Origin of the sequence: Paenarthrobacter aurescens, from assembly GCF_041549525.1 — a bacterium.
GTDB classification, from domain to species: Bacteria; Actinomycetota; Actinomycetes; order Actinomycetales; family Micrococcaceae; genus Arthrobacter; species Arthrobacter aurescens.
In genome coordinates this window covers 4,025,581-4,046,991 of the sequence record NZ_CP157456.1, presented here as the reverse complement: position 1 = coordinate 4,046,991, position 21,411 = coordinate 4,025,581, and the positions used below count along the sequence as shown (strand labels likewise).

Annotated in this window: 21 protein-coding genes; 13 read left to right on the top strand and 8 right to left on the bottom strand. The window is 63.0% G+C overall.

The annotated features are described in order from the left end of the window. Window positions 1-165 precede the first annotated feature (165 nt). Together ABI796_RS18765 and ABI796_RS18760 are read right to left on the bottom strand one after the other, a co-directional pair. Complete coding sequence (locus ABI796_RS18765) at window positions 166-594, bottom strand: universal stress protein (protein WP_141283801.1); 429 nt, start codon at window positions 592-594, stop codon at window positions 166-168. Further along, window positions 591-1,898, bottom strand: a complete 1,308-nt coding sequence (locus ABI796_RS18760) for a PLP-dependent aminotransferase family protein (protein WP_141283802.1) — start codon at window positions 1,896-1,898, stop codon at window positions 591-593. The genes ABI796_RS18765 and ABI796_RS18760 overlap by 4 nt, the downstream gene beginning before the upstream one ends. A 110-nt stretch (window positions 1,899-2,008) precedes the next feature. On the opposite strand from ABI796_RS18760, the gene ABI796_RS18755 reads away from it, so the two are divergent. The 3 genes from ABI796_RS18755 to ABI796_RS18745 all read left to right on the top strand — a co-directional run bounded on the left by ABI796_RS18755 (window position 2,009) and on the right by ABI796_RS18745 (window position 4,553). Further along, window positions 2,009-2,857, top strand: coding sequence for an isocitrate lyase/phosphoenolpyruvate mutase family protein (locus ABI796_RS18755; RefSeq protein WP_141283803.1), 849 nt, complete (start codon window positions 2,009-2,011; stop codon window positions 2,855-2,857). A gap of 102 nt (window positions 2,858-2,959) precedes the next feature. Beyond that, entirely contained in the window at window positions 2,960-4,033 is a 1,074-nt protein-coding gene (locus tag ABI796_RS18750; protein ID WP_141283804.1) for a hypothetical protein, read from the top strand. Next, window positions 4,014-4,553, top strand: a complete 540-nt coding sequence (locus ABI796_RS18745; protein WP_141283805.1) for a hypothetical protein — start codon at window positions 4,014-4,016, stop codon at window positions 4,551-4,553. The genes ABI796_RS18750 and ABI796_RS18745 overlap by 20 nt, the downstream gene beginning before the upstream one ends. An 86-nt stretch (window positions 4,554-4,639) precedes the next feature. On the opposite strand, the gene ABI796_RS18740 is transcribed toward ABI796_RS18745, so the two are convergent. From ABI796_RS18740 to ABI796_RS18730, 3 genes are all read right to left on the bottom strand, one after another. Next, a complete protein-coding gene (locus ABI796_RS18740) occupies window positions 4,640-5,122 on the bottom strand; it encodes a GerMN domain-containing protein (RefSeq protein WP_246095801.1) in 483 nt (160 codons plus the stop codon). After that, window positions 5,115-5,378, bottom strand: a complete 264-nt coding sequence (locus ABI796_RS18735; protein WP_246095802.1) for a hypothetical protein — start codon at window positions 5,376-5,378, stop codon at window positions 5,115-5,117. Before ABI796_RS18735 ends, ABI796_RS18740 begins: the two co-directional genes overlap by 8 nt. A gap of 259 nt (window positions 5,379-5,637) precedes the next feature. After that, window positions 5,638-6,204 (bottom strand): NAD(P)H-dependent oxidoreductase, encoded by a 567-nt coding sequence (locus ABI796_RS18730; protein WP_141283806.1) that lies wholly within the window; start codon window positions 6,202-6,204, stop codon window positions 5,638-5,640. Between the two features lie 124 nt (window positions 6,205-6,328). On the opposite strand from ABI796_RS18730, the gene ABI796_RS18725 reads away from it, so the two are divergent. The 6 genes from ABI796_RS18725 (at window position 6,329) to ABI796_RS18700 (ending at window position 14,421) form a co-directional block, all read left to right on the top strand. Beyond that, a complete protein-coding gene (locus ABI796_RS18725; protein ID WP_174754555.1) occupies window positions 6,329-6,934 on the top strand; it encodes a TetR/AcrR family transcriptional regulator in 606 nt (201 codons plus the stop codon). 332 nt (window positions 6,935-7,266) lie between these two features. Further along, window positions 7,267-8,250 (top strand): ABC transporter permease, encoded by a 984-nt coding sequence (locus ABI796_RS18720; protein ID WP_141283807.1) that lies wholly within the window; start codon window positions 7,267-7,269, stop codon window positions 8,248-8,250. Further along, a complete protein-coding gene (locus tag ABI796_RS18715) occupies window positions 8,250-9,209 on the top strand; it encodes an ABC transporter permease (RefSeq protein ID WP_141283808.1) in 960 nt (319 codons plus the stop codon). Before ABI796_RS18720 ends, ABI796_RS18715 begins: the two co-directional genes overlap by 1 nt. Further along, window positions 9,206-11,365 (top strand): ABC transporter ATP-binding protein, encoded by a 2,160-nt coding sequence (locus tag ABI796_RS18710; protein WP_141283809.1) that lies wholly within the window; start codon window positions 9,206-9,208, stop codon window positions 11,363-11,365. Before ABI796_RS18715 ends, ABI796_RS18710 begins: the two co-directional genes overlap by 4 nt. Before the next feature lie 76 nt (window positions 11,366-11,441). Continuing rightward, complete coding sequence (locus ABI796_RS18705; RefSeq protein ID WP_141283810.1) at window positions 11,442-13,169, top strand: ABC transporter family substrate-binding protein; 1,728 nt, start codon at window positions 11,442-11,444, stop codon at window positions 13,167-13,169. Between the two features lie 205 nt (window positions 13,170-13,374). Continuing rightward, window positions 13,375-14,421 carry a Gfo/Idh/MocA family oxidoreductase gene (locus ABI796_RS18700; protein WP_141283811.1) on the top strand — a complete coding sequence of 349 codons (1,047 nt, stop codon included), beginning with the start codon at window positions 13,375-13,377 and terminating at the stop codon, window positions 14,419-14,421. Here ABI796_RS18700 and ABI796_RS18695 read toward each other — a convergent pair. Continuing rightward, on the bottom strand, window positions 14,393-14,884 hold the full coding sequence (locus ABI796_RS18695) for a hypothetical protein (RefSeq protein WP_141283812.1): 492 nt from the start codon (window positions 14,882-14,884) through the stop codon (window positions 14,393-14,395). The two genes, ABI796_RS18700 and ABI796_RS18695, sit on opposite strands and share 29 nt — an antisense overlap. 34 nt (window positions 14,885-14,918) lie before the next feature. Continuing rightward, on the bottom strand, window positions 14,919-16,124 hold the full coding sequence (locus ABI796_RS18690; protein WP_141283813.1) for a WXG100 family type VII secretion target: 1,206 nt from the start codon (window positions 16,122-16,124) through the stop codon (window positions 14,919-14,921). Window positions 16,125-16,473: 349 nt separating this feature from the next. Between ABI796_RS18690 and ABI796_RS18685 the strand changes: the two genes are divergently transcribed. From ABI796_RS18685 to ABI796_RS18675, 3 genes are all read left to right on the top strand, one after another. Beyond that, on the top strand, window positions 16,474-17,226 hold the full coding sequence (locus ABI796_RS18685; protein ID WP_141283814.1) for a hypothetical protein: 753 nt from the start codon (window positions 16,474-16,476) through the stop codon (window positions 17,224-17,226). Between the two features lie 91 nt (window positions 17,227-17,317). Further along, window positions 17,318-17,869 (top strand): RNA polymerase sigma factor, encoded by a 552-nt coding sequence (locus tag ABI796_RS18680; RefSeq protein ID WP_141283815.1) that lies wholly within the window; start codon window positions 17,318-17,320, stop codon window positions 17,867-17,869. Then, complete coding sequence (locus ABI796_RS18675) at window positions 17,866-18,777, top strand: hypothetical protein (RefSeq protein WP_141283816.1); 912 nt, start codon at window positions 17,866-17,868, stop codon at window positions 18,775-18,777. The genes ABI796_RS18680 and ABI796_RS18675 overlap by 4 nt, the downstream gene beginning before the upstream one ends. A 70-nt stretch (window positions 18,778-18,847) precedes the next feature. On the opposite strand, the gene ald is transcribed toward ABI796_RS18675, so the two are convergent. Further along, window positions 18,848-19,966: an alanine dehydrogenase gene (ald, locus tag ABI796_RS18670; protein WP_141283817.1), complete on the bottom strand. Its 1,119-nt coding sequence runs from the start codon at window positions 19,964-19,966 to the stop codon at window positions 18,848-18,850. Window positions 19,967-20,175: 209 nt separating this feature from the next. Here ald and ABI796_RS18665 point away from each other — a divergent pair, with 209 nt between their 5' ends. After that, window positions 20,176-21,390 carry a CdaR family transcriptional regulator gene (locus ABI796_RS18665; protein ID WP_141283818.1) on the top strand — a complete coding sequence of 405 codons (1,215 nt, stop codon included), beginning with the start codon at window positions 20,176-20,178 and terminating at the stop codon, window positions 21,388-21,390. Window positions 21,391-21,411: the final 21 nt, after the last annotated feature.

Genomic DNA, 21,411 nt, shown 5'->3' with positions numbered 1-21,411 from the left:
CGCGGCTGCAAAGTAAGCAAGAAATGATCCCCTGAAGTCAGTGAATGGAGGTGGCTCGCGCCATTGGGGGCATCTCGATTTTATAACGATGACTTCGGGGATCCTGCCCAAAAGACGCCAAACGCCGGGTGAGACTCCCCACCCGGCGGCGTGACTCAGCTCGCTCTAAGGCTGGTCGGTCTTGGCGATGTACACATCACAGGGCGCCGTGTGCGCCACGGTGTTGGCTACGCTTCCCAGTACGCGGCCCAAGCCCTGCATGCGACGATTACCCACCACGATCAGGCGGGCCTCCTGTACCTCGGCTTCCTTGACCAGGGCTTCCCCGGGCTTGCCGCGGGCTGCGGAGTAGGTCACCTCAAGGCGGTCATCAGCGAGACGTTCGGCTACAGCGCGGGCTACGGCTTCAGCTTCTGCGGCGTCGGAGACAATCCACTTGTCCGTGCCGATTTCAACAACCTCTGTGCGGTTGCTGTCGAAGGCGCTCACCACGCGAAGGCTGGCTCCGAGGCCGATCGCCAACTGCTGGGCAGCCTGCGCTGCCCTCATTGCGGTCTCGCTGCCGTCTACTCCGACGATCACAACTCCGGTCATTGTGGTGCTCCTTCATTGGTAGCTTCAATGGCTTCCGCCAGGACAGGGGCCAAGCGGCGGACGCCTTCGGCTATGGTATCCGGCGGTACGGCGCTGAACGCGAGGCGGAGCTTGTTGGAAGGTCCATCTGCCGGGGAGAACGCCGCGCCGGGGATGAACACCACCCCTGCGTCTATGGCCTTTCCGAGCAGGGGGTAGGTATCTACGCCATCGGGCAGGGTGACCCACACGAAGAAACCGCCATCCGGGCGTGTCCAGCTGAGCCCGGCGGGCATGTACTCGTCCAGCGCGGACAGCAGAGCCTGGCAACGCTCGGAGTAGAGCGTCCGGTAAGTGTCGATCTGGCCCTGCCAGTCGTACTCGCGAAGGTATGCCGAGACGAGCATTTGGTTCAGTGGAGGCGGGCAAAGGGTTACGGCCTCGGAGGCCAGGTAGAAGCGGCGCTGCAGGTGCGCGGGAACCAGGGCCCAGCCGATGCGGAGGCCGGGGGCGAAGATCTTGGAGAACGAGCCCAAGTAGATAACGTCGTCCGGGTTCGCTGCCCGCATCGGGGCGATCGGGTGGCCGTCGAAGCGGAGGAGCCCGTAGGGATTGTCCTCAAGAACAATAATATTCGCTGCACGGCATATATTCACGATCCGCTGCCTGCGGTTTTCCGCAAGGGTGATCCCGGAGGGGTTGTTGAAGTTGGGGATGGTGTAGAGGAACTTGATGTTCTTCCCCTCGGCCTGGAGCGCCGCGATCCTGGCCTCAAGAAGCTCCGGTACCAAACCGTCGTCGTCCATTTCCACAGGTTCCACCTGAACCTGGTAGGCCTCGAACGTATTCAGGGCACCCACGTACGTTGGGTTTTCCACCAGGACCACGTCGCCCGGGTTGCAGAAGACCTTGGTGGCAACATCCTGCGCGGACTGCGATCCTGCGGTGATCACAATGTTCTCGGGGCGGGCGTCAGTGATTCCTTCGGCCGCCATGATGGTGCATATTTGCTCGCGGAGCTCTTCGGTGCCCTGGCCTCCGCCATACTGCAGGGCGGTCATGCCTTCTTCGGCGATGATCCTGGCGGCGGTCTGCCCGAGCTGGTCCAAGGGCAGCGATTGCAGGTATGGGTTACCGCCTGCAAGGGAGACAAGGCCCGGCTGCATGGAGATGTCGAAGACATCCCGCACAGCGGATTGCTTGATGTTGGCAGCCCGCGCGGAGAACAGTTCCTCGTGCGGGTGAGCGGCCGTGGCGGCCCGCTCAATGGCGTCGATGGCTTCAGCGGGCAGCGTTGCGCCGGCATCCAATGTTTCGTGGGTCACAGTGACAGGATACTCCTCGATGTTGTTGGATAGGCAACATATGTTTTCGAATTCAATCTTTTTCCCGGGCTGTGCTTTACGCCGGGATCGGGAAGGGCTGGAATGTAGCTATGACAGCGCACCGGGGATCCGTGACCAAGGCCGAACACTTCCACAAGCTTCATGATCCCGGGCCCACACCTCTGGTGTTGGTGAACGTGTGGGACGCAGCGTCAGCCCGGGTGGTGGAAGAGGCCGGTGCCACTGCGATTGCCACCTCGAGCTCCGCGGTCTCCTGGAGCCTCGGTTTCCGGGACGGCGACCACGTGCCATGGGGCTTGGCAATGGCCGCGCTTGGCCGCATCGCGGGGGCAACCCGCTTGCCGGTGACGGCGGACATTGAAACCGGCTACGGCCGCACGGATGACGAATTGCGTGCCACCGTCCACGCCGTTCTGGACGAGGGCGCTGTGGGAATCAACATTGAAGACTCCGCGGCGTCTCCGCTCACCGATCCGGCCGAACAATCGAGGCGAATAGCTTTGATCCGCGCCGCCGCTGACGATCGCGGTATACCGATGTTCATCAACGCCCGCACCGACACCTACCTGTCCGGTCAATTTCCGGACACCGCCTTTGATGAGACCCTGCGGCGGGCAGAGGCCTACCTGACGGCCGGTGCGGACGGAATCTTCGTCCCCGGCGTGGTGGATTTGCATGTCCTGCACGAGCTGTCCAACCGGATTCCCGCGCCGCTCAACGCCTTGGCAGGAGTTGGTGCGCCCTCACCTTTGGAATTGCACGACGCCGGTGTGCGGCGTGTCAGCATAGGTGGCAACACTGCCAAAGCGGCGTATGCCAAGGTGGCTCGGGTGGCCAAGGAAATCCTCGGGGACGGCAATTGGGCCGGGTTGGCCGGCACACGAAGCCACGACGAGATGGATTCGCTGTTCGCTCCGGGGCCCAAATACAGCCTGTGACCTTGCGCTGGCCGCAAGGAAAGTTCAGGCACGACGGCGGCACTTGCCTTTAATGTCAGACCTCGCCCATAGCGTGGGTCACGGAAGTCGAGGGGAGAATCCATGGCGAGGCGCAGTGTGCAGTTCTGGCGGATCGAGCAGCTGAACGGCGAGGAGCTCAGCCGCCCGTTTCCGGCGCGCCGCGTGGCCGAAGTACTGAAGAAAGCTCAGGATGCCGGCACGGACAGGCACTTCACCAGTGGAGACGGCACGGTGTTGCTCGCCCAGGCGGTGGCATCATCGCCGCATCCCGTGCTGCTCCTGGACCGGGTCCGGGACACCAATCTCCCCAGCGTCGGTGATGCTCTGGGCAGGCGCAAACCCCTGCCACTGGCTCCGGGGGACCATCTGCTGGAGACCACGTATTTTGCCTTCCTGAAGCGCAATGTCATAGCTGTGCTGACCAGCGGAAACGGCCCCCGCGCGTCAAGGATGGGCGAGTACCTTGAGGGGATGCTGGGGCTTGAGCCAAGCCTGGTCCCGGTTGTCCGGGAGGACATCGAGGAAATCCTGACCCGGTTGGAGGTAAGCCGTTTCGAGTTCGCGCTTCCTGCCGAACGCCTGTCCGGGAAGCTCATGGAGGGCGAATGGGCTGATGTCCTGGACAGCGCTTCACGGCTCATGAATGAAGGTACGTTCCGCATTTCCTTGAGCGTGGGTCGGTCCGGCAAGGCCGAGGACAAGCAACGCATCAGGGACCGCATCCAGCAATTGATTGACCTCTTCCGCAGGGCCGGGTCGGTGGAACACTTCGATTACGTGGTGGCTGAGGGCAAGGACTCCCTGACCGGGGACCGCGAGGTTGTGGACCTTCTCAAGGAGCGGTTCATCTCGCACATCGAAGTGGACCCGGACGTTTTCAACGATCCTCAAAAATCCACGGCAGAAGCCATCAGCATCCTCAACAAACAAGCCAGGGACAACGAGTCATTCTTTGCCAGGACCTTGCCGGACATCAAAGGCTCGGCGGATTCAGCTCTGGTGCCGGACATCGTGGCCGGGGGAATGGCTACCGTCAGGGCGGCTCTTGCGGCCGCTGTGGAGAGTTCCGCGCAAGGGGAACAGAGCGCTGACAGAGCAACTCAACCGGCCGGGGAGAGCCAAGGCGGTGCTGGCCATGAGCTTGTACGAGGTTGACGTCCAACGGACCGGGCGCCGCAGGACCTTGCGGCGTTGGTTCCTGTTGCATCCCGGCGCAGATTTCGCCTGGGCTGCCGCTGCTGTCCTGCTCTGGTTGGGGATAGCCTTGCTTGCCCGGCAACCGCTGATGCTGGAGGCCGCGGATCCCGGCGCGCGGCGGACCCTGTTCCAGACGCTTGCAACCTTGGCCGGAGCAACGGCCGGTTTGACGCTCACCAGTGTGTCCATGCTGATCAATGTGCTGGGAAAGAAGGCTCCGCCGGGCCAGCAGGAACTTCCCTTGGAGAAACTGTCCGCCGCTCATCGTCGCCAGATTGGCGAGGTGTTCCTGTTTGCCATCCCGGGGCTGGGCTTGTTGGTGGTGGCTGCGTTGGTCACTGTGGTCCTGGAAGGAGATGCCCTCACCGGCTTGTGGATTCCTGAGGCCATGGTGTTTGTGTTGACCTTCGCTTCCATCCTGGCCCTGCTGCGTGTGGCGTGGGCGCTCCGAAGGGTGCTGGCGATCTCAACGGCGTAGGCCACCGTCCTGAGCCACGTCCCCAACCCGCAATTCCGTTGCTGGGCAGCGACTTATATGCGGGCCAACCACGGAAAACACACGCATCAACGCACGCTCAGGGCCTCCGTCAATGTCCGGCCGTTCACGTAGATCTCGGCACGGGACGCGCCACTGGCCTGCACTATGGTCTGCGTCAACTGCGCTTGGATCCGTGGAATGTCGCATACGCCCCCGGGCCGGAGTGACCCGCTGAGGTTCACCACCACCGTTGCCCCGCTCATGTAACCGGAGAGGTAGCGCAGTGAAGAATTCGCCAGGGCATCGTAGAGCGCTGCATCGCTGTCCACCGGCATTCCGGTCTCCAGCAGGCGGCTCAGGGCCACGGACAGCGGATCGCCGGGGGTGGCTACGCCCCTGACGGGGACCAAACTGTCGTTGCAGCCAAAGCGCACACCGCGGGCGCCGCCGTCGTCGATCGCCACGTAGTACACGGCTGGTCCTATGTTTTCGGCATCCACGGGAATGACCGTGGGCGTGGCTGTTGGTTCAGGGGCGCTGGTGCCGGGCCGGGGTGAAGGTTCAAGCACCGTGGCTGGCTGTGTGGCGGGCGCCGGGGACGGTGTGCTTGAAGGAGCGGGAGTGGGTGCTGCCGGCGAGGGTGGCGCAGCGGGTACCGCAACGGATGGAGTGCCGGAGTTTGTTGGGGGAGGAACGGAAGGGACGGGGTCCGGCGCAGCGGGGACGGATGTGGTGGGCGCGGTGCTGGCCGGTGGGGTGCGGGGAGCTATGGAAACCGTGGGTAAGGAGCCTGGATCGGAGGTCCCGGAAGGTGCGGGCGTGCAACCAGCCACCCACAAGCCAAAAATGAGGCAGGCAGCGGTGATCGTCGTGACACTTTGTGGTCCCCGTCCGGCATGCATGACAGCCCCGCGCTCCTGTCCGTCCACCTGTATCTCCAACGTTAGGACGGGGCGGCCGAACACAACATGCCGTTACGGTGACGGTTCGGACAAGAGTTGATCACGCCGGCCCCAAAACCAGGCAGGAACGCGAATGCCCCCGCCCCGCAGAAAGCGGAACGGGGGCATCAGAAGCGGGAGGGCTAGGCTGCGGCTTCTTCTTCCTGAACGGCAGTGAGCGGCTCGAAGATGGCCTTGATCTGCTCTACAACCTCGGCGTCGTCCTTCGGGTGCAGTTCAGCGAAACGGATCATGGAACCGGGCACGGCCAGCTTGACGTCTTCAAGGACCTTGGCGCCGGCAATACCCGCGGCTTTGCGGGCTTCGTCCTGGGCCCACACGCCACCGAACTGGCCAAAGGCGGTTCCGACGACGGCGGTCGGCTTGCCGGAGAGGGCGCCGGCGCCGAACGGGCGGGACAGCCAGTCAATGGCGTTCTTCAGGGAGGCAGGCATGGTGCCGTTGTGCTCGGGGGTGACGAGCAGGATGGTGTCGGCGTCGGCTGCTGCAGCGCGGAGGGCGGCGGCTTCGGCGGGGACCTGGCCTTCGACGTCGATGTCTTCGTTGTAGAAGGGGATGGTGCCCAGCGAGCCGTGGATCTGCACGTCAACGTTCTCCGGTGCGTTCAGCTGGATGGCTTCGGCGAGCTTCTTGTTGTGGGAATCGGCGCGCAGGCTGCCGACGAGGGTAAGAACAGTGCTCTTGGACATGGTGTCTCCTTGTGTTTGGCCGGGTGCCTTGCGGTTCCGGCCCTCGTGGTCTGGGCTTTGTTGCCTTCACCGATACTAAACGGACTATGGTCCGGTTTCTATTCCCGGGGTCTAGAATATTTCTGTGAGCTCGATCCCCATGAGGCCGGACGTGCCCCTAGGTGCGCCCCACGAGCGCAGTGACGCAGCGAGGAATCGCGAGCGCCTCCTCAACGCTGCCCGGGATCTGGTGGCCGAGTTTGGCGCCGAGGCGCTGACCATGGATGCATTGGCTTGCAAGGCGAAGGTGGGCAAAGGGACGGTGTTCCGGCGTTTTGGCAGCCGCGCCGGGCTCATGATGACCCTCCTGAGTGACTCGGAGTCCGAGTTTCAAGCCGGCTTCATGTTTGGCCCACCTCCCTTGGGGCCAGGTGCCGCGCCCAAAGATCGTCTGGTTGCCTTCGGAGAGGGGCGCATTTACTTCGTCCTGGAAAACGGCGAACTCCTGAAAGCGGCCGGAGCGGCAACCCGCAACAGATTCGAAGTTCCGGCCACCAAACTTTCGCATCGACATATGGAGGTCCTGCTGCGGGAGGCGGGAATCGCGGATCCTTGGGTGATGGCGATGTCCCTGACGTACGCGCTGGACCCCGAACGAATCGTTGACGACGTCCGCGTCCGGGGCATTTCTCCCACCAGGCTCGCGGATTCATGGCGTGAGCTCATTACGCGGCTCCTCAAGGCGGATTGACAGCCGTTCCGGCGGTGGACTTGACCGTGGCGGCAGTCCTGCCCTTGTCCCCGTAAGCGCATTAGTACCTCCGGCGTCGTGATCATGATGCAAGGTGCACATAACAATCTGGCTGCAGGCGCGAAACCGGACGCCTTGAAGCAAAACGTGAAGCAGTTATTGTGGTAGTGTCCTCTTGAATGTGACGCATGCCATACAGGGCTGGTGATCACTGAAGGGGTGCGGGGGACCCAACAACCCGCTGCGCCAATTCGTAGCTGACGCCGGCCACAGCCGGGAACCGCGGAAGGACGAGCATTGAGTTTTGCCACGATTCGGGGCAGCCACCCGACATGCTGAAATATCTGATGAAGCGGTCGGGCATCTACCTGATCATGATCTTCCTGACCACCAGTGCAGGCTACTTCCTGGCCGTCTCAACGCTGAAGCCCGCAGTGCTCGAGCAAGAGAAAATCCCGCGGCCAACCCCCGAACAGGTAGCAGCCTCGTTCCGGGGGCTCGGACTGGATCCGGACCTGAACCCGTGGGAACGGTACGTTCAATGGCTTTGGGGAATTGTGACCCGCTGGGATTGGGGCCGCAGCCCCAACGGCGCATTCGTCAATGCCGAGTTCGCTGATCGCGTGATGGTCTCCACCCGACTGTTCATCGCCTCCATCATCCTCACCCTGATCATCGGCGTGGCGCTCGGTGTCTACTCCGCAGCCCGCCAGTACAAGGTCCAGGACCGTGTCATCACGTCCTACAGCTACCTGGTCCACATCCTGCCCGCACCCATCGCCTACTTCCTGGTGCAGCTCGGTGCCATCAGCATCAACGAGGCCGTGGGCGAGCGCATCTTCTTTGTGACAGGAATTTCGACGCCGGGAATCGAGCCAGGGTGGCCGGCTTTCGTTGATCTTGTGGCCCACTACGCCGTGCCCACCTTCGCGATGACCATCTTCGGTTGGGCCGGCTATCAGATCGCCCAGCGGCAGTACCTCCTGGACAACGTCAACGCCGACTTCGTCCGTACCGCCCGGGCCAAAGGACTGACCCGAAACCAGGCCATCAGGAAGCACGCCCTCCGTGTGTCCTTCATTCCCGTGGCCCAGAGCATCGCATTCACCATCCCCGCCATCTTCACGGGCGGCTTCTTCGCGGAGGCCATTTTCGCTTGGCCCGGCATAGGCCTGTGGAGCATCCAAGCCATCAGCCTCCAAGACGTCAACGTAGCCACCGCCACGCTGGCCTACGGCTCGGTGATCTTCGCGATCGGCGCCATCCTTGCCGACTTCGCCACCACGCTGGTTGATCCACGAGTGAGGGTCCAGTAATGACCAACATCATTGATCCCATTGCGGAAATTGACGAGTCCCGGGTGGCTGACCAGGACGTGGTCATTGGCAAGTCCCGCATCATCTTCCGTCGCTTCATGCGCAACCGAACCGCCGTCGCCGGCTTGTTCATTTTCCTTGCGCTGTTCCTCTTCTCCATCTTTGGCGGGTTCCTGACCTCGTGGGACAAGGACACCATTGATCCCCTGAACATCGGCATGCCGCCCTCACCGGATCACCTGCTGGGTACCACGCAGGCCGGCATCGATCTCATGGCACTTATTGTGGACGGCACCCGGACCTCCATCCTCATTGGTTTGATCGTGGGCGGCATTTCGGTGCTGATCTCCGCCGTATACGGCTGCACCATGGCGTTCTTCGGCGGCAAAGTGGATGCCGTTATGTTGTTCATCCTCGAAGCACTCATCATGATGCCCGCCATCCTGGTGGTGGCCGTGGCAACCAGTGGCGGTGGCGGCCTCAAGGACCTCCCCAGCTGGCTCCTGCTGGTGGTCGTCCTGCTGTTCTTCAGCTGGATGGGAACCGCCCGCCTGGTGCGCTCGCTGTCCATGTCCCTCATGCAGCGCGATTACGTCAAAGCCGCCAAGTACATGGGAGTTCCCTCCCGCCGGATCGTGTGGCGCCACCTCGTTCCGAATATCGGCTCGCTGCTGGTACTGGACTTCACCCGTGGCATCACCGGCGCCATCCTGGCCGAAGTGGCGTTCTCCTTCATTGGCATCGGCATCAAACTCCCTGACGTCAGCCTCGGCGTCCTGATCGGCCAGGCCACCGGACAAGTGTCCTCGTTCCCTTGGATGTTCTGGGTGCCGTTGACCGTCATGTTCCTGCTGACCGGTTCACTGGCCATGATGAACGATGGCCTCCGTGACGCCTTCGACCCCAGCTCAAGCTCCATCGGGCGGGCCAAGACCAAGACCGCAAAGGCTGGCAAATGAGCACCAACACCACTCCCGCTGAGCGTCTCCGCGACGCCGGGCTGTACGCCCCCGGCGACGCCGTCCTCAGCGTCCGCGACCTCAACGTCCGCTTCAACTCCGAGAATGGCGTGGTCCACGCAGTCCGCGGAGTGGACTTCGACCTCATGCCGGGCAAAACATTGGGCATCGTGGGTGAATCCGGTTCCGGTAAGTCCGTTACCTCCATGGCCATCATGGGTTTGCTCCCCGAAACCGCGGACATCACCGGCTCCGTGCGCTTCAAAGGCAAAGAGCTCCTTGGCCTGAGCGACAAAGCCATGTGCAAGCACCGTGGCAGCGACATCGCCATGGTGTTCCAGGATCCGCTGTCCTCGCTGACGCCCGTTTACACGGTGGGCACCCAGATCATCGAGGCTCTGACAGTCCACAACCCCACCATGAGCAAGCAGGCCAAAGAAGCCCGCGCCGTCGAGCTTTTGCGCATGGTGGGCATCCCCAGTCCCAAGGACCGGCTGAAAGCCTTCCCGCACGAATTTTCCGGCGGCATGCGCCAACGCGTCATGATCGCGATTGCCATCGCCAACGATCCCCGGGTGCTGATCGCTGATGAACCCACGACGGCGCTGGACGTCACCATCCAGGCGCAGGTGCTCGAAGTCCTGCACACCGCGCAGGAGGAGACCGGTGCCGCCGTCGTCATGATCACCCACGACCTCGGCGTTGTGGCGGGCATGGCGGACGACATCATGGTGATGTACGCGGGCAAGCCCGTGGAAACCGGCACTGTGGAGGACATCTACTACAACCCGCGGATGCCGTACACCCTGGGCCTCCTCGGTGCCGTACCGCGTGTGGATACCTCGGACAAGCAGTCGCTGGTCCCCATCGAAGGAACCCCGCCCAACCTGGCGCTGCCCGTGCTGGGCTGCTCCTTCGCCGCCCGCTGCCCCATGGTCAGCGACGCCTGCCTGCACGGGGAGCCGGAGCTGATCCCGGTGCCCGGTGTTGAGGCGCAGACCTTGGGGCACAAGGCTGCCTGCATCAAAGCTGAGGAACTCTCCGGCAACGCCGACGCCCACAAAATCTTCCACGCACCTCCCAAGCCCGTTTCAAAGTTCGACGGCGTCACCCGCCTCGAGCGCCAAAAGGTCCTGGAACTCAAGGACGTGAAAAAGCACTTCCCGCTCCTCAAAGGTGCATTGATCAAACGGAGGATCGGCACGGTCAAGGCCGTGGATGGACTCAGCTTTGATATCCGCGAAGGCGAGTGCGTCTCCATAGTGGGTGAGTCAGGCTGCGGCAAGACCACCACACTCCTGGAAATCATGGAATTCCACCCGGACCAGGTGGGCGAAGTGATCATCGGCGGTGTCAGCAACAAGGTGGCCACCGATCACAAGACCAAAATGGCCATGCGCAAGGAAATGCAGATGGTGTTCCAGGACCCCACCGGCGCCCTGGATCCGCGTTTCACCGTATACGAGGTCCTTGCCGAACCCCTGGAAAACCTGGGCATGCCCAAAGCTGCCATCAGGAAACGCATCATGGAGCTCATGAAACTGGTGGGCCTGCAACCGGACCACGTGAACCGCTTCCCCAACCAGTTCTCCGGCGGCCAGCGCCAGCGCATCGGCATTGCCCGGGCGCTCGCAGTCAATCCGAAGCTCGTGGTGCTGGATGAGCCCGTCTCGGCACTGGACGTGTCCGTACAGGCCGGTGTCATCAACCTCCTGGACAAACTCCGTGCCGAACTCGGACTCAGTTACCTCATGGTTGCCCACGACCTCTCGGTAGTCCGCCACATCTCGGACCGCGTGGCCGTGATGTACCTGGGCAAGATTGTGGAAACCGGTGACGTGGACGATGTCTTCGACAACCCGCGCCACCCCTACACCCGGGCCCTGCTGTCCGCCATTCCAGTGCCGGACCCCAATCTGGAACGCACCCGCGAACGCATCATCCTGCAGGGTGACCTGCCCAGCCCGCTTGATGCTCCCAAAGGATGCAATTTTGCAACCCGTTGCCCCGTCTTTGCCGCGCTACCTGCCGCAAAGCAGGAAAAGTGCCTTACTCTGGAGCCGCCACTGGCTTCGGAGGAGGAGGGCACACAGGACTTCGCCTGCTTCTTCCCGGACGGAGAAATAGACGCCGACATGCTGGTGGTGCATGCCTGACGACATATGAAGCATTGAAGAATCCCTGGTCTCAATTCGCAAAAGATATTTCAGTCGTAAACATGAAGGGCAAACCATGAAGAAATACACGACGATCGGTGGCGTGGCGCTCGCAGCAACGCTCATGCTGACCGCTTGCGGCGGGGGAACGCCGTCGGGTCCGGCCTCGCAGAAGGCCGAAGAGGCGGGTGGCGATATCAGCAAGCTGATCAGCGTCAACGCCAAGGAAGCAAAGGACCTGGAGCAGGGTGGCACGTTGACACTGCCAACCGTGGACCTCGGGCCGGACTTCAACAACTCTTCCAACGTCGGCAACAGCGCCGCCACTTCAGCTGTACTGACCCCAGTCAACCCGGCAGGCATGAGCAGCGGCGGGATTGGCGGCTGCTGGAAGCTGGACTATAACGGCAAGGCTGAGCCGAACAAGGACTTCTGCGAAGAGGTCAAGAGCGAAGTCAAGGACGGCAAGCAGACCATCACCATCAAGGTGAACGAGAAGGCCACCTGGAACGACGGCACGCCTATCGACGTCAAGACGTTCGAGAACACGTGGAAGATGTCCCGCGGAGAAGACAAGGCGATTGACATCGTCAACCCGGGATCCTACCCATTCGTTGAATCAGTCACAGCCGGTGCCAACGACAAGGAAGTCATTGTCACCACCAGCAAGCCCGTATACCCCCTTGAGGATCTCTTCTTCGGCCTGATCCACCCGGCCGTCAACAACGCGGAGACCTTCAACAACGGCTTTGCCGGCAACATGCACCCCGAATGGATGGCTGGCCCGTTCAAGGTAGAGAAGTACGACAGCACCGCCAAGACCGTCACCATGATCCCCAACGACAAGTGGTGGGGCCAGAAGCCTGTTCTCGAGAGGATCATCTGGCGTCAGATGGAACCGAGTGCAACCATCGCGGCCTTCAAGAACGGCGAAATTGACGCTACTGATGCCCGCACCCTGAGCCGCTACAAGCAGCTTGAAGGAACCAAGAACGCTGAAGTTCGCCGTGGCCAGCGACTGTTCGCCGGTGGTCTCAACCTCAATGCCGAGCGGCCTGCCCTGACCGACGTCGCCGTGCGCAAGGCGATCTTCACCGCCGTCGACCGCAAGGCTATCCGCGATGTCCGCTTCAACGGCCTGAACTGGTCCGAGGAAAGCTCGGGCTCCATGATGCTCATGCCGTTCTCCGAGTACTACCAGGACAACTACCCTGTGAAGGACACAGGCGCCGAGGCTGCCAAGAAGGTCCTGACGGACGCCGGTTACACGGCCAACGACAAGGGCATCATGGCCAAGGACGGCGTTCCCGTGTCCTTCAAGGTCACGTACTTCGGCGATGACCCCACCCAGGCTGCCACCTCCCAGACCCTGCAGAAGCAGCTCCAGGCCGCTGGCATGGACGTGTCCATTGATCAGCGTGGTGACGCAGACTTCCAGAAGGTTCTGGGCTCGAGGGATTTTGATCTGACGATCTCCGGTTACACGGTGAGCGCGGATGCGACCAGTGGCGTTAAGCAGTTCTACGAATCCACCACCAACGAGAACAAGCTTGGCGACGCCGAGTTGGATGCCGAAATCGAGCGACTGGCAACCATCGCTGATGACGCCGAGCGCAACAAGGCCGCCATGGAGGTAGAGAAGCAGCACATGGAGAAGTACTTCTCCATGGGCACCGTCCTGAACGGCCCGGAGATCCAGTTTGTGCGTACGGGCCTGGCCAACTACGGCCCGTCCCTGTTCAAGAGCCTCTCCAACGTTCCGGATTGGACCACCATCGGCTGGGAAAAGGGCGCCAAGAAGTAGCACCCAGGCAGTAGTTTCCCAAGCGTAGTTTCCTGAAGGCCGGGAACCCCCTCAAGCTGATTCGTCAGTGCGGGGAGGCTCCCGGCCTTCGCCGTCCCCACCCTCTCTCACCTCCCATGCCCTTAAACCGATCCCTCTCTCACCCGGTGATAGAGGGTTGGCCGGAATGGGCTGTTATCTGCGAGAGGGTGGGTAGCCTTGGCACATGACTTCCCAGCCGATCCGCACCGCCGTGGCAGGTTTTGGCTTGTCGGGCAGCGTCTTCCACGCGCCCTTCATCGCCAGCAACCCCGCTTATGAGCTCGCAGTTATCGCAACCTCGGACGAGGCACGCCAAGCCAAAGCACGGCAAAGGTACCCGCAGGCAAAGATTGTGAGCACGCCGGAGGACATCCTCTCGCTCTCCGCCGAACTGGATCTGGTGGTTCTGGGCACACCGCCGGCCACCCACTTCCCGCTGGCGAAAGCTGCGCTGGAAGCCGGGCTGGACGTCGTCGTTGATAAACCGTTCACAGTCCGCAGCGCCGAGGGTGAGGAACTGATCCGTTTGGCTGCAAAACTGGGGCGTGTCCTCACGGTCTACCAAAACCGGCGCTGGGATGGCGATTCGCTCACCGTGCAGAAACTCCTCGACGCCGGGACGTTGGGTACCGTTACCCGGTTTGAGGTGGGGATGGAGCGGTGGGCGCCGGAAATCGCCAAGGCGTGGAAGGCAAGCGCCACGGCCGAGGACGGCGGCGGGGTCCTTTTCGACCTCGGCACCCACGTCCTGGATCTCATTCTCCGGTTCTTTGGGCCAGCCACGGTGACCTTCGCGGAGATCACAGCCCGCCGGCCCCAGGAAAGCGCCGACGACGACGTCTTCCTCGCGCTACGGCACGAGTCCGGTGTTCTCAGCCATGTGACCATCAACCTCAACAGCCACCTCCACGGCCCCCGATTCCGCATCCTCGGCACCGAGGGCGGCTTCGTGAAGTTTGGCACCGACCCTCAGGAGCCCTACTTGCTGGGTGGCGGGCTACCCACGGACAGCGAGTACGGGGTGGAACCTCCCCAAAACAATGGTGTGCTGGAACGGAACGGCCAACGCGTAACCATCGCCACAGAGCGAGGCGCGTACCCGGAGTTCTACCGGATTCTCGCCGAAAAGCTCGACGACGGCGGGGCAACCTCCGCGCTCCCGTTACCTGTTGACCCGGCTGATTCAGTGACGGTGCTGAAGCTCATTGAGCAGGCAAGGGCGCTGGCGTGACGTCTGCGCTGGCGACCAGCGAATAGATGGCTTTGAGGTCCTCGTCTTCGCTGGGCTGGCAGCTGCCAGTCAGCTGGACGATATCCGCGGCGGCGTGCTGATGGACCACGGTTACGGCAGTGAACTGGGCCAGCGAACCCGCCTGAGGATGTGAATAGCGTGCCTCGCGTACGTGCCAATCACGGCCGTTGATGACTACTGGCTCGGTGCCCAGCAGGACGGCATCCGGCAAGGCGTCCAGGAACGAGTCAACGGATGCGGCGATGTCCTGCAGCTGGTAACCAGGCAATCGACGCGACACTGAGATGACCACATTCGCTGTGTAGCGGCCTTCCGCGGCGGGAGCCAACAAGGCGCCCACGGCGTCGGGAACCACCTGCTGGGTCCAACCGGCCGGCGCGTTGACGCTGATGATCGGGTAAGCGGGAAAAGCTTCGGACGGGAATACCTGCTGGGATGTCATGGGAGCCTTTCCGGCGGTGGACTGTGGCGAAAAATCAGTTGTTCAGGAAGTCGACAAACCCGGTGACGGAATCCACGAATCCGGACGGGCTGATGGTGATCTGGCCACCGGCGCCCAGCCCCAGTTCCGCGGTGAGCTTGGCGCCCGCGCCGAGGGTGAGCCCGTCTTCGTCCATGGAAGCGGTGAAGAAGTGCCCCTCACCGGCACCCGCGGCGACCGTTGCGTTGAGCGTCAGTGTTTGGCCCAGAACTTCCACGTATCGGCTCCCGGTCAGTTCCGCTCCGGCACCTGCGCTGAACGCCGTGCCGGTGCTCTGGCCGCCCTTGACACTGAGTTCGCCCTCGCCGGCACTGGCCCATGCGCCGGCGCGGAGTTCTCCACCCTGCCCCAGAGAGAACAAGCCGCCGGCGAAATCGGTTTTGTTATCCACAGTGACCTTTTGACCGGCAAAACCTTCACCACCTGCGGAAAACAGGAACGGGCTGCTGGCTTCTGTGTGCGCGCTGGCCTCCACGCCCGTCATCATGCGCGTGGTGGAGGTGTTGGTGACCCAGCCATCGAAGAAGTCAGAGCGGGTGGTGGTCACGTTCTCGGCGCCTGCGAACGCTTCGCCGTTGGCGTGGGCGTTGGGAAGTCCCAGCCCGAACGGCACGCTGACCCCATACTCGCCTTCGGCGCGAGCGCCCACGAACGTCTCATTGGTGACTGTGGTGTTGACGGGGCCGAACCCGGACTCCGCCTTCCACGTCATGTCGCCCCCACTGGAAGCCTCGCCGGAGCCCCCTGCTTCAAGGCCCCCGGGACCCAAGGAGCCATGGGCTTCGCCGGTGGCCTCACTGTCAATGGAACCGCTGCCTTCAACCGTGACGGGACCATAGCTTGTGGAATCAAAAGTGAACCCAAGCTCTTCTGGACTGATTTTGAAAGGCCCTGTGGAAGGACTTCCCTTGGACACTCCCGAGGAACCTCCGGAGGACGCTTGTTCCTGCTGGTCTGCATTGAGTTTGAGGACGCGTGCGTTGGTTCGCAGGCAAAGCGCTGCTGCCCCCAAGCGTCCGTGGAGATCGCTGTGCCATCTGCTCCGGAATTGGTCGGCGTCGTTACCCCGCCAATAAGAACCTGCCTGGATCATGGCAGTGAGCTGCTGCTGAAGAGTTGTGATCTTCTCCGCTTCTGCGTCCATGACGGCGGACAACCGCCGGAGATCCGCGACGTCCGCGCCTACCAGTCCTTGCCCCATCAGATACTCAGCCCCACGGCGTAAAGCTGTCCCATTGCGTCCCTGCCCATCACGTATCCCCTGAACGTAGTGACATGTTGATCGCCAGACGGTCCATGCTGCCGGGCTTTTCCTGAGCATAGTTGGCCGCAGCGTTCCCGGCCATGGGGACATCTAGCCAGTGTGGAAAAGGAGCGGTATGTGGATAAAGAACCGAATGCCAGGCTCTAAAAAAAATTTTGGAGAAGGCGTAACCTCACCGGTGCCACGAACGATGTAAGGGGTGTGCGGGCCACATCCGCACACTGATCATCCGGTCGCCACCCAACCGCGGCCGGGGCAATCCCAAAATCGTTTGTCGGAGGGTTTCATGTCCTTGTTCACTGTCCTTGCCACCAGCAAAGTCGCCGCTGGCGTCCTGGCCGCCGGAGCTGTAGCTGCCGGCGGAACCGGCGTTGCTGCCTTCAATGGCGCGCTTCCTTCCGGTATCCAGCAGACCGCCCACGACCTCGTCGGTGCCCCCGCCCCGGTGGCTGAGAAGGCCGCTGACGCCGCTGACACCGCGGCAGCCAACGCCGACGCCGCAGCAGCCGACGCCGCCCGGACCGCCAAGGCGAAGGCCGCTGACGCCGTCGAGACCGCGCAGGCAACGGCAACTGAGGCTGCCGAAGCCGGCCAGGCAAAGGCCGCCGACGCAGCCTCCGGCGCCAAAGCCGCTGTGGAGGATGCCACTTCCCCGGAGGCGTTTGGCCTCTGCACCGCTTTCCTCAATGGCGGCCTGAAGTCTGACACCAAGGTTCAGGGCTTCGAGTCCTTGACCATCGCAGCCGGCGGCGAAGCCAAGGTGGAGGCGCACTGCGAGTCCGTGGTGGAAGCCGGTAAGGCTGCCGGCCTGAAGGCTGACGGTTCGGCAAAGTCCGAGGCCGAAGCTGATGCCGCCGTCGAGGCCGCAATGCCGTCCGAACTGCCTGCAACCCCCGCAGTTCCCGCGGTCCCCGCAGTGCCGGGCGCTGTTCCCGCCACGCCGGCAGTGCCTGCTGTCCCCGCTGCCCCTGAGCTGCCCACCCAGGTTCCCACCGATGTCCCGGCTGTTCCCGGTGCAGCCCTGGATTCTGTCCGCTAAGCAAGCAGCGGTTACGGTTTAAGGGCGGGGCTCCTTGGCTTGGACAAGGAGCCCCGCTACGTAGTGTGGTGTGGGACGGAGGCATCCACGGGTGCTTGACCCTTTGGCTGATGAATACGTGCAGGCGGATCAGGACGATCCCGGCCTGCTCTTCACGGCTGCCTACAATAACTTCGCCGGACCAGTGTTTGGCTACCTCCGTGCGCGTGGCGTGGACGACCCCGAGGCCGTGACGCAGGACGTGTTCCTGGCGTTGTACCCAAAGTTGGAAACGCTCCACGGCGGGCTCCAAGGAGCAAAGACTTTACTGTTCTCCATAGCGCATGCGCGGATGGTGGACCACTATCGAAAACGCGAACGAACCCCCGATTCGACGCCGTACGAGGCTGATCTGGATGCCCGGCGGGTACCGTCAGCGGAGGACCAGGCCTTCGGCCATGGTGCCGGGTTGGGCGTCACGGAAATCCTGGATGACCTTCCCGAGGATTACCGGGAGGTCCTGGCTCTCCGGGTGGTGGCCGATGTTTCGGTGGAAGATACGGCCGCGATTTTGGGCAAGTCCCAGGGAGCCGTTAAACAATTACAGCGCAGGGCATTGGGTGCACTGAAGAAACGTGCACTACTAAGGAACGGCACATCATGAGCGAACAAGCAACGCCTCGCGGACGCAACGACCAGCAGGCCGTGGACCATCTGCTGGCTGACGCCGGCTTCTCCGGCGACGCCGGGCTCCGCACGGAACTGCTCGAGCTCCGTTCATTGGCCGGCGCTGCCCCCTTGCCGTCCGAGGCTGTGCGTGCGCTCATGGTCAGCGGCCCGGCTGCCACCCGGGAACTTACGACGACGGCGGGACGGCCCGCGCCCTCGGCCGCAGCTACGGCGTTACTCACCACCGTTAACCCGCAACCTCAGCACCCGAAATCCCAGCCCGGGCCCGTGCCTGTTAATGGATCCGCGCTTGAGGCTGAGTCCGCGCCTGTGGACGAACTTGCGCCTGTGGACGAACTTGCGGCGCGGCGTCGGAAGAAGCGCCGCACGGCCATCGCGGGCCTCGCTGTTGCAGTGTCCTTGGCTGGCGGTGCCACCGCGGCGGTCGCTTCTGAAGGTGGCTTGCCGGGCGCGTTCCAGCACCTTGGTGCAGCGATCGGTTCGGTGGTCTCGCAGTTGAACCCCGGTTCCGGGAGCGCTCCCCAGCCCGATGCTCCGGCGGGGAGCACTCCGGATCCTTTGCCGGTGCGGGAGGTGCCGCAGCAAGCTCCTGCTACGGTGCAACCCCAGCCTGTTCCAGCCCCGCCCGGCAGCCCTGCCGCGCCCGCACCTCAGCCGCAGCCCGGCGTCGGATCCTCGCCGCACGCACCCAAGGAGCCCGAGGTGCCGTCCGGCAAGGAGCCCGTCAAGGGCCTGATTCCCACGCCTCCGGTGCTGCCGGTGACCCCGCCGGAGATCGACCCCTCCGAGATCGATCCTTCAAAGATTGACCCCTCGAGCCTTGGACCCTCACACGTCCCGGTGCCGGCGGAACTGGTCCCGTCCATCCCGGCTAAGCCCTAAAACGTGGAAAGCCCGCTCTTCCGATGCTGGGCAGCAACGGAAGTGCGGGCTAACGACGTTCTGGGCCGAGTTAGGCGGAAACCAGCGTGTGCCAGTCGTTGACGAGGGGCAGGTTGTGCGCCTCGGAAACGGAGTGGTGTGCCACGTGGCCTGCGGCGATGTTGAGGCCGGCAGCGAGGGCGGGGTCGCGGTCGAAGGCGGCCTTGACGCCCAGGTTGGCCAGTGCCACGGCGTAGCGCAGGGTGACGTTGGTCAGTGCGTACGTGGAGGTGTTCGGAACAGCGCCAGGCATGTTGGCAACGCAGTAGAAGATCGAGTTGTGGACCTTGTACGTGGGTTCCTGGTGGGTGGTGGGGTGCGTGTCCTCGAAGCAGCCGCCCTGGTCAACTGCGATGTCCACCAGGACCGAGCCGGGCTTCATGCGGGCAACCAGCTCGTTGGTGACCAGCTTGGGAGCCTTGGCGCCCGGGATCAGGACGGAGCCGATCACGAGATCTGCGTCGATGACTGACTTCTCGATCTCGTAGGCGTTGGAGGCTACGGTCTTCAGGCGGCCCTGGTAGAGGGCGTCGAGTTCGCGCAGCCGGTTGATGTTGATGTCCATGATGGTGACATCAGCACCGAGGCCCAGCGCCATGGCAGCGGCGTTGGTTCCCGCAACGCCTGCGCCGAGGACAACAACCTTGGCCGGACGGACGCCCGGTACGCCGCCCAGAAGGACGCCCTTGCCGCCGGCCGGAGCCATCAGGGAGGAAGCGCCGACCACGACGGAGAGGCGGCCCGCGACCTCGGACATCGGGGCGAGCAGCGGAAGGGTGCGGCCTTCCTGCACGGTTTCGTAGGCGATTGCCGTGACGCCGGAGTTGATGAGCTCTGCGGTGAGCTCGGGCTCTGCGGCGAGGTGCAGGTAGGTGAAGAGGATGAGGCCCTTGCGGAAGCGGTGGTACTCGGCCGCGATGGGTTCCTTGACCTTCATGACCATGTCAGCGCGTGCCCAGACGTCGTCAGCTTCGTTGACGATTTCGGCGCCGGCGATCGAGTATTCCTCATCGGTGATGCCCGAGCCGAGGCCTGCGCCGCGCTCCACCAGAACGCTGTGTCCGTGGGTGCGGAATTCGTGGACGCCCGCTGCCGTGATGGCTACGCGGAACTCGTTGTTCTTGATTTCTTTGGGGACACCGATGATCATCTGTGGGCTCCATCGTTGGCGGCCTGTTCGGCCGAAAAATGTGTGCTGGGCTGTGATTCCAGAATAGATCCGGCTGTGAGGCAGGCGACATGGAGTGCCGGACCTGCCCTGGCGTGAACCGCGCAAACACAAGGATCTTCTGCGCGCTGGCTCGACAATTGTCGAGGCTTGGAGCGTCAAGTGTCGCCTGCTGTTGGTACGCTTTCCCCATGCAGCAGGACGTGGAAGAGATTGTTGAGCGCGTGGCACTGAAGCTGGGCCGGGGACTGTCCCTGGAAGACCTCGACGGCGTTCTGCTCGCCTACAGTTCCAACCAATCCCACGCAGACCGCGTCCGCGTGAACTTCCTCCTGAGCAAGCGGGTTCCCAGCGACGTCAGCGCCTGGCAACTGGCACACGGCATTTCCACGGCCGTGCGACCCGTGGTGGTGCCCGCCAACGATGACCTCGGCATGTTGGGCCGCGTCTGCGTACCCCTTTTGGTCCGCGGTTTCCGCGTGGGGTACTTGTGGGTGCAGTTGGACCTTGAAGAACAAAGCGCGACGGCGATACTCGCCGAACTGCCCGGCGTCCGTGACGAGCTGGACCTCCTGGCGGGCTTGCTCCTGGATTCCAACACGGCCGAATCTGAGTTCCGGAGACGGCGAGAACAGGAATTCCTGTCAGCCTGCGGCGGCGAATCGAACGCTGTGGCCGCCGTTGCCGGGTGGAAGGAAATCCAAGGCCGCGGTCCGTGGCAACTGGTGACCATCCTGGACCCTGAAGGCGCGCGGTCCGACGTCGACCCCATTGCCGCTACCTTGACGCACCGATCAGCGGCGCTGCAGTCCACCATCGGCGTCAACGCGGCCTTGTTCAGTGCCGGAACGGAGACGCATTCGGTGGTCCTGTTCCGTGAGTCGGGCGGCAGGGCGGACCACGCGCAGGTGCTGGTGCACTATCAGCTGGAGCTTGCAAAACGTGCAGGACGCAAGGTGGACAGGGTGATCCTGGGGATCAGTGAGCCGTTCAATGTCATCCGGCAACTGGCGGGCGCTTATCGGCAGTCGAAGGTTGCGGCGCAAGCGGCCGCCGTGGACCAACCCTTGGGCGAACTCGTGGACAGCCGGACAGTTGGTGTGTATCAACTCTTCGATCGCCTGGTGGCCCCCGGAGGTTGGGATGACACAGGATCCGTGCATTTTCAGGCCCTTGAGGATCACGACAAAAACGGCGAATTGCTGCCCGTCCTGGAACTCCTCTATGACAATGACGGTTCTGTTCAGGACGTCGCCGCCAAACTTCACCTCCACAGAAGCAGCATCTACAACCGGCTGGGGCGGATACGGCAGCTCATTGGCGCTGATCCATTGAGCGGCGCAATCCGGCTCGAACTTCATGCCGCCCTGAAGGCGAAGCGCTGGGCTGTGCGCCCGCGGATCTAAGGCGACATGGCCGCGGCAAAC

Bases quoted from the DNA above. Each gene is read 5' to 3' on its own strand.
- ABI796_RS18705 (WP_141283810.1), top strand. From the start codon at position 11,442: ATGAAGAAATACACGACGATCGGTGGCGTGGCGCTCGCAGCAACGCTC.
- ABI796_RS18685 (WP_141283814.1), top strand. From the start codon at position 16,474: ATGTCCTTGTTCACTGTCCTTGCCACCAGCAAAGTCGCCGCTGGCGTC.
- ABI796_RS18730 (WP_141283806.1), bottom strand. From the start codon at position 6,204: ATGTCCAAGAGCACTGTTCTTACCCTCGTCGGCAGCCTGCGCGCCGAT.
- ABI796_RS18720 (WP_141283807.1), top strand. From the start codon at position 7,267: ATGCTGAAATATCTGATGAAGCGGTCGGGCATCTACCTGATCATGATC.
- ABI796_RS18750 (WP_141283804.1), top strand. From the start codon at position 2,960: ATGGCGAGGCGCAGTGTGCAGTTCTGGCGGATCGAGCAGCTGAACGGC.
- ABI796_RS18710 (WP_141283809.1), top strand. From the start codon at position 9,206: ATGAGCACCAACACCACTCCCGCTGAGCGTCTCCGCGACGCCGGGCTG.
- ald (WP_141283817.1), bottom strand. From the start codon at position 19,966: ATGATCATCGGTGTCCCCAAAGAAATCAAGAACAACGAGTTCCGCGTA.
- ABI796_RS18675 (WP_141283816.1), top strand. From the start codon at position 17,866: ATGAGCGAACAAGCAACGCCTCGCGGACGCAACGACCAGCAGGCCGTG.
- ABI796_RS18700 (WP_141283811.1), top strand. From the start codon at position 13,375: ATGACTTCCCAGCCGATCCGCACCGCCGTGGCAGGTTTTGGCTTGTCG.
- ABI796_RS18690 (WP_141283813.1), bottom strand. From the start codon at position 16,124: ATGGGGCAAGGACTGGTAGGCGCGGACGTCGCGGATCTCCGGCGGTTG.
- ABI796_RS18755 (WP_141283803.1), top strand. From the start codon at position 2,009: ATGACAGCGCACCGGGGATCCGTGACCAAGGCCGAACACTTCCACAAG.
- ABI796_RS18765 (WP_141283801.1), bottom strand. From the start codon at position 594: ATGACCGGAGTTGTGATCGTCGGAGTAGACGGCAGCGAGACCGCAATG.
- ABI796_RS18695 (WP_141283812.1), bottom strand. From the start codon at position 14,884: ATGACATCCCAGCAGGTATTCCCGTCCGAAGCTTTTCCCGCTTACCCG.
- ABI796_RS18715 (WP_141283808.1), top strand. From the start codon at position 8,250: ATGACCAACATCATTGATCCCATTGCGGAAATTGACGAGTCCCGGGTG.
- ABI796_RS18665 (WP_141283818.1), top strand. From the start codon at position 20,176: ATGCAGCAGGACGTGGAAGAGATTGTTGAGCGCGTGGCACTGAAGCTG.
- ABI796_RS18745 (WP_141283805.1), top strand. From the start codon at position 4,014: ATGAGCTTGTACGAGGTTGACGTCCAACGGACCGGGCGCCGCAGGACC.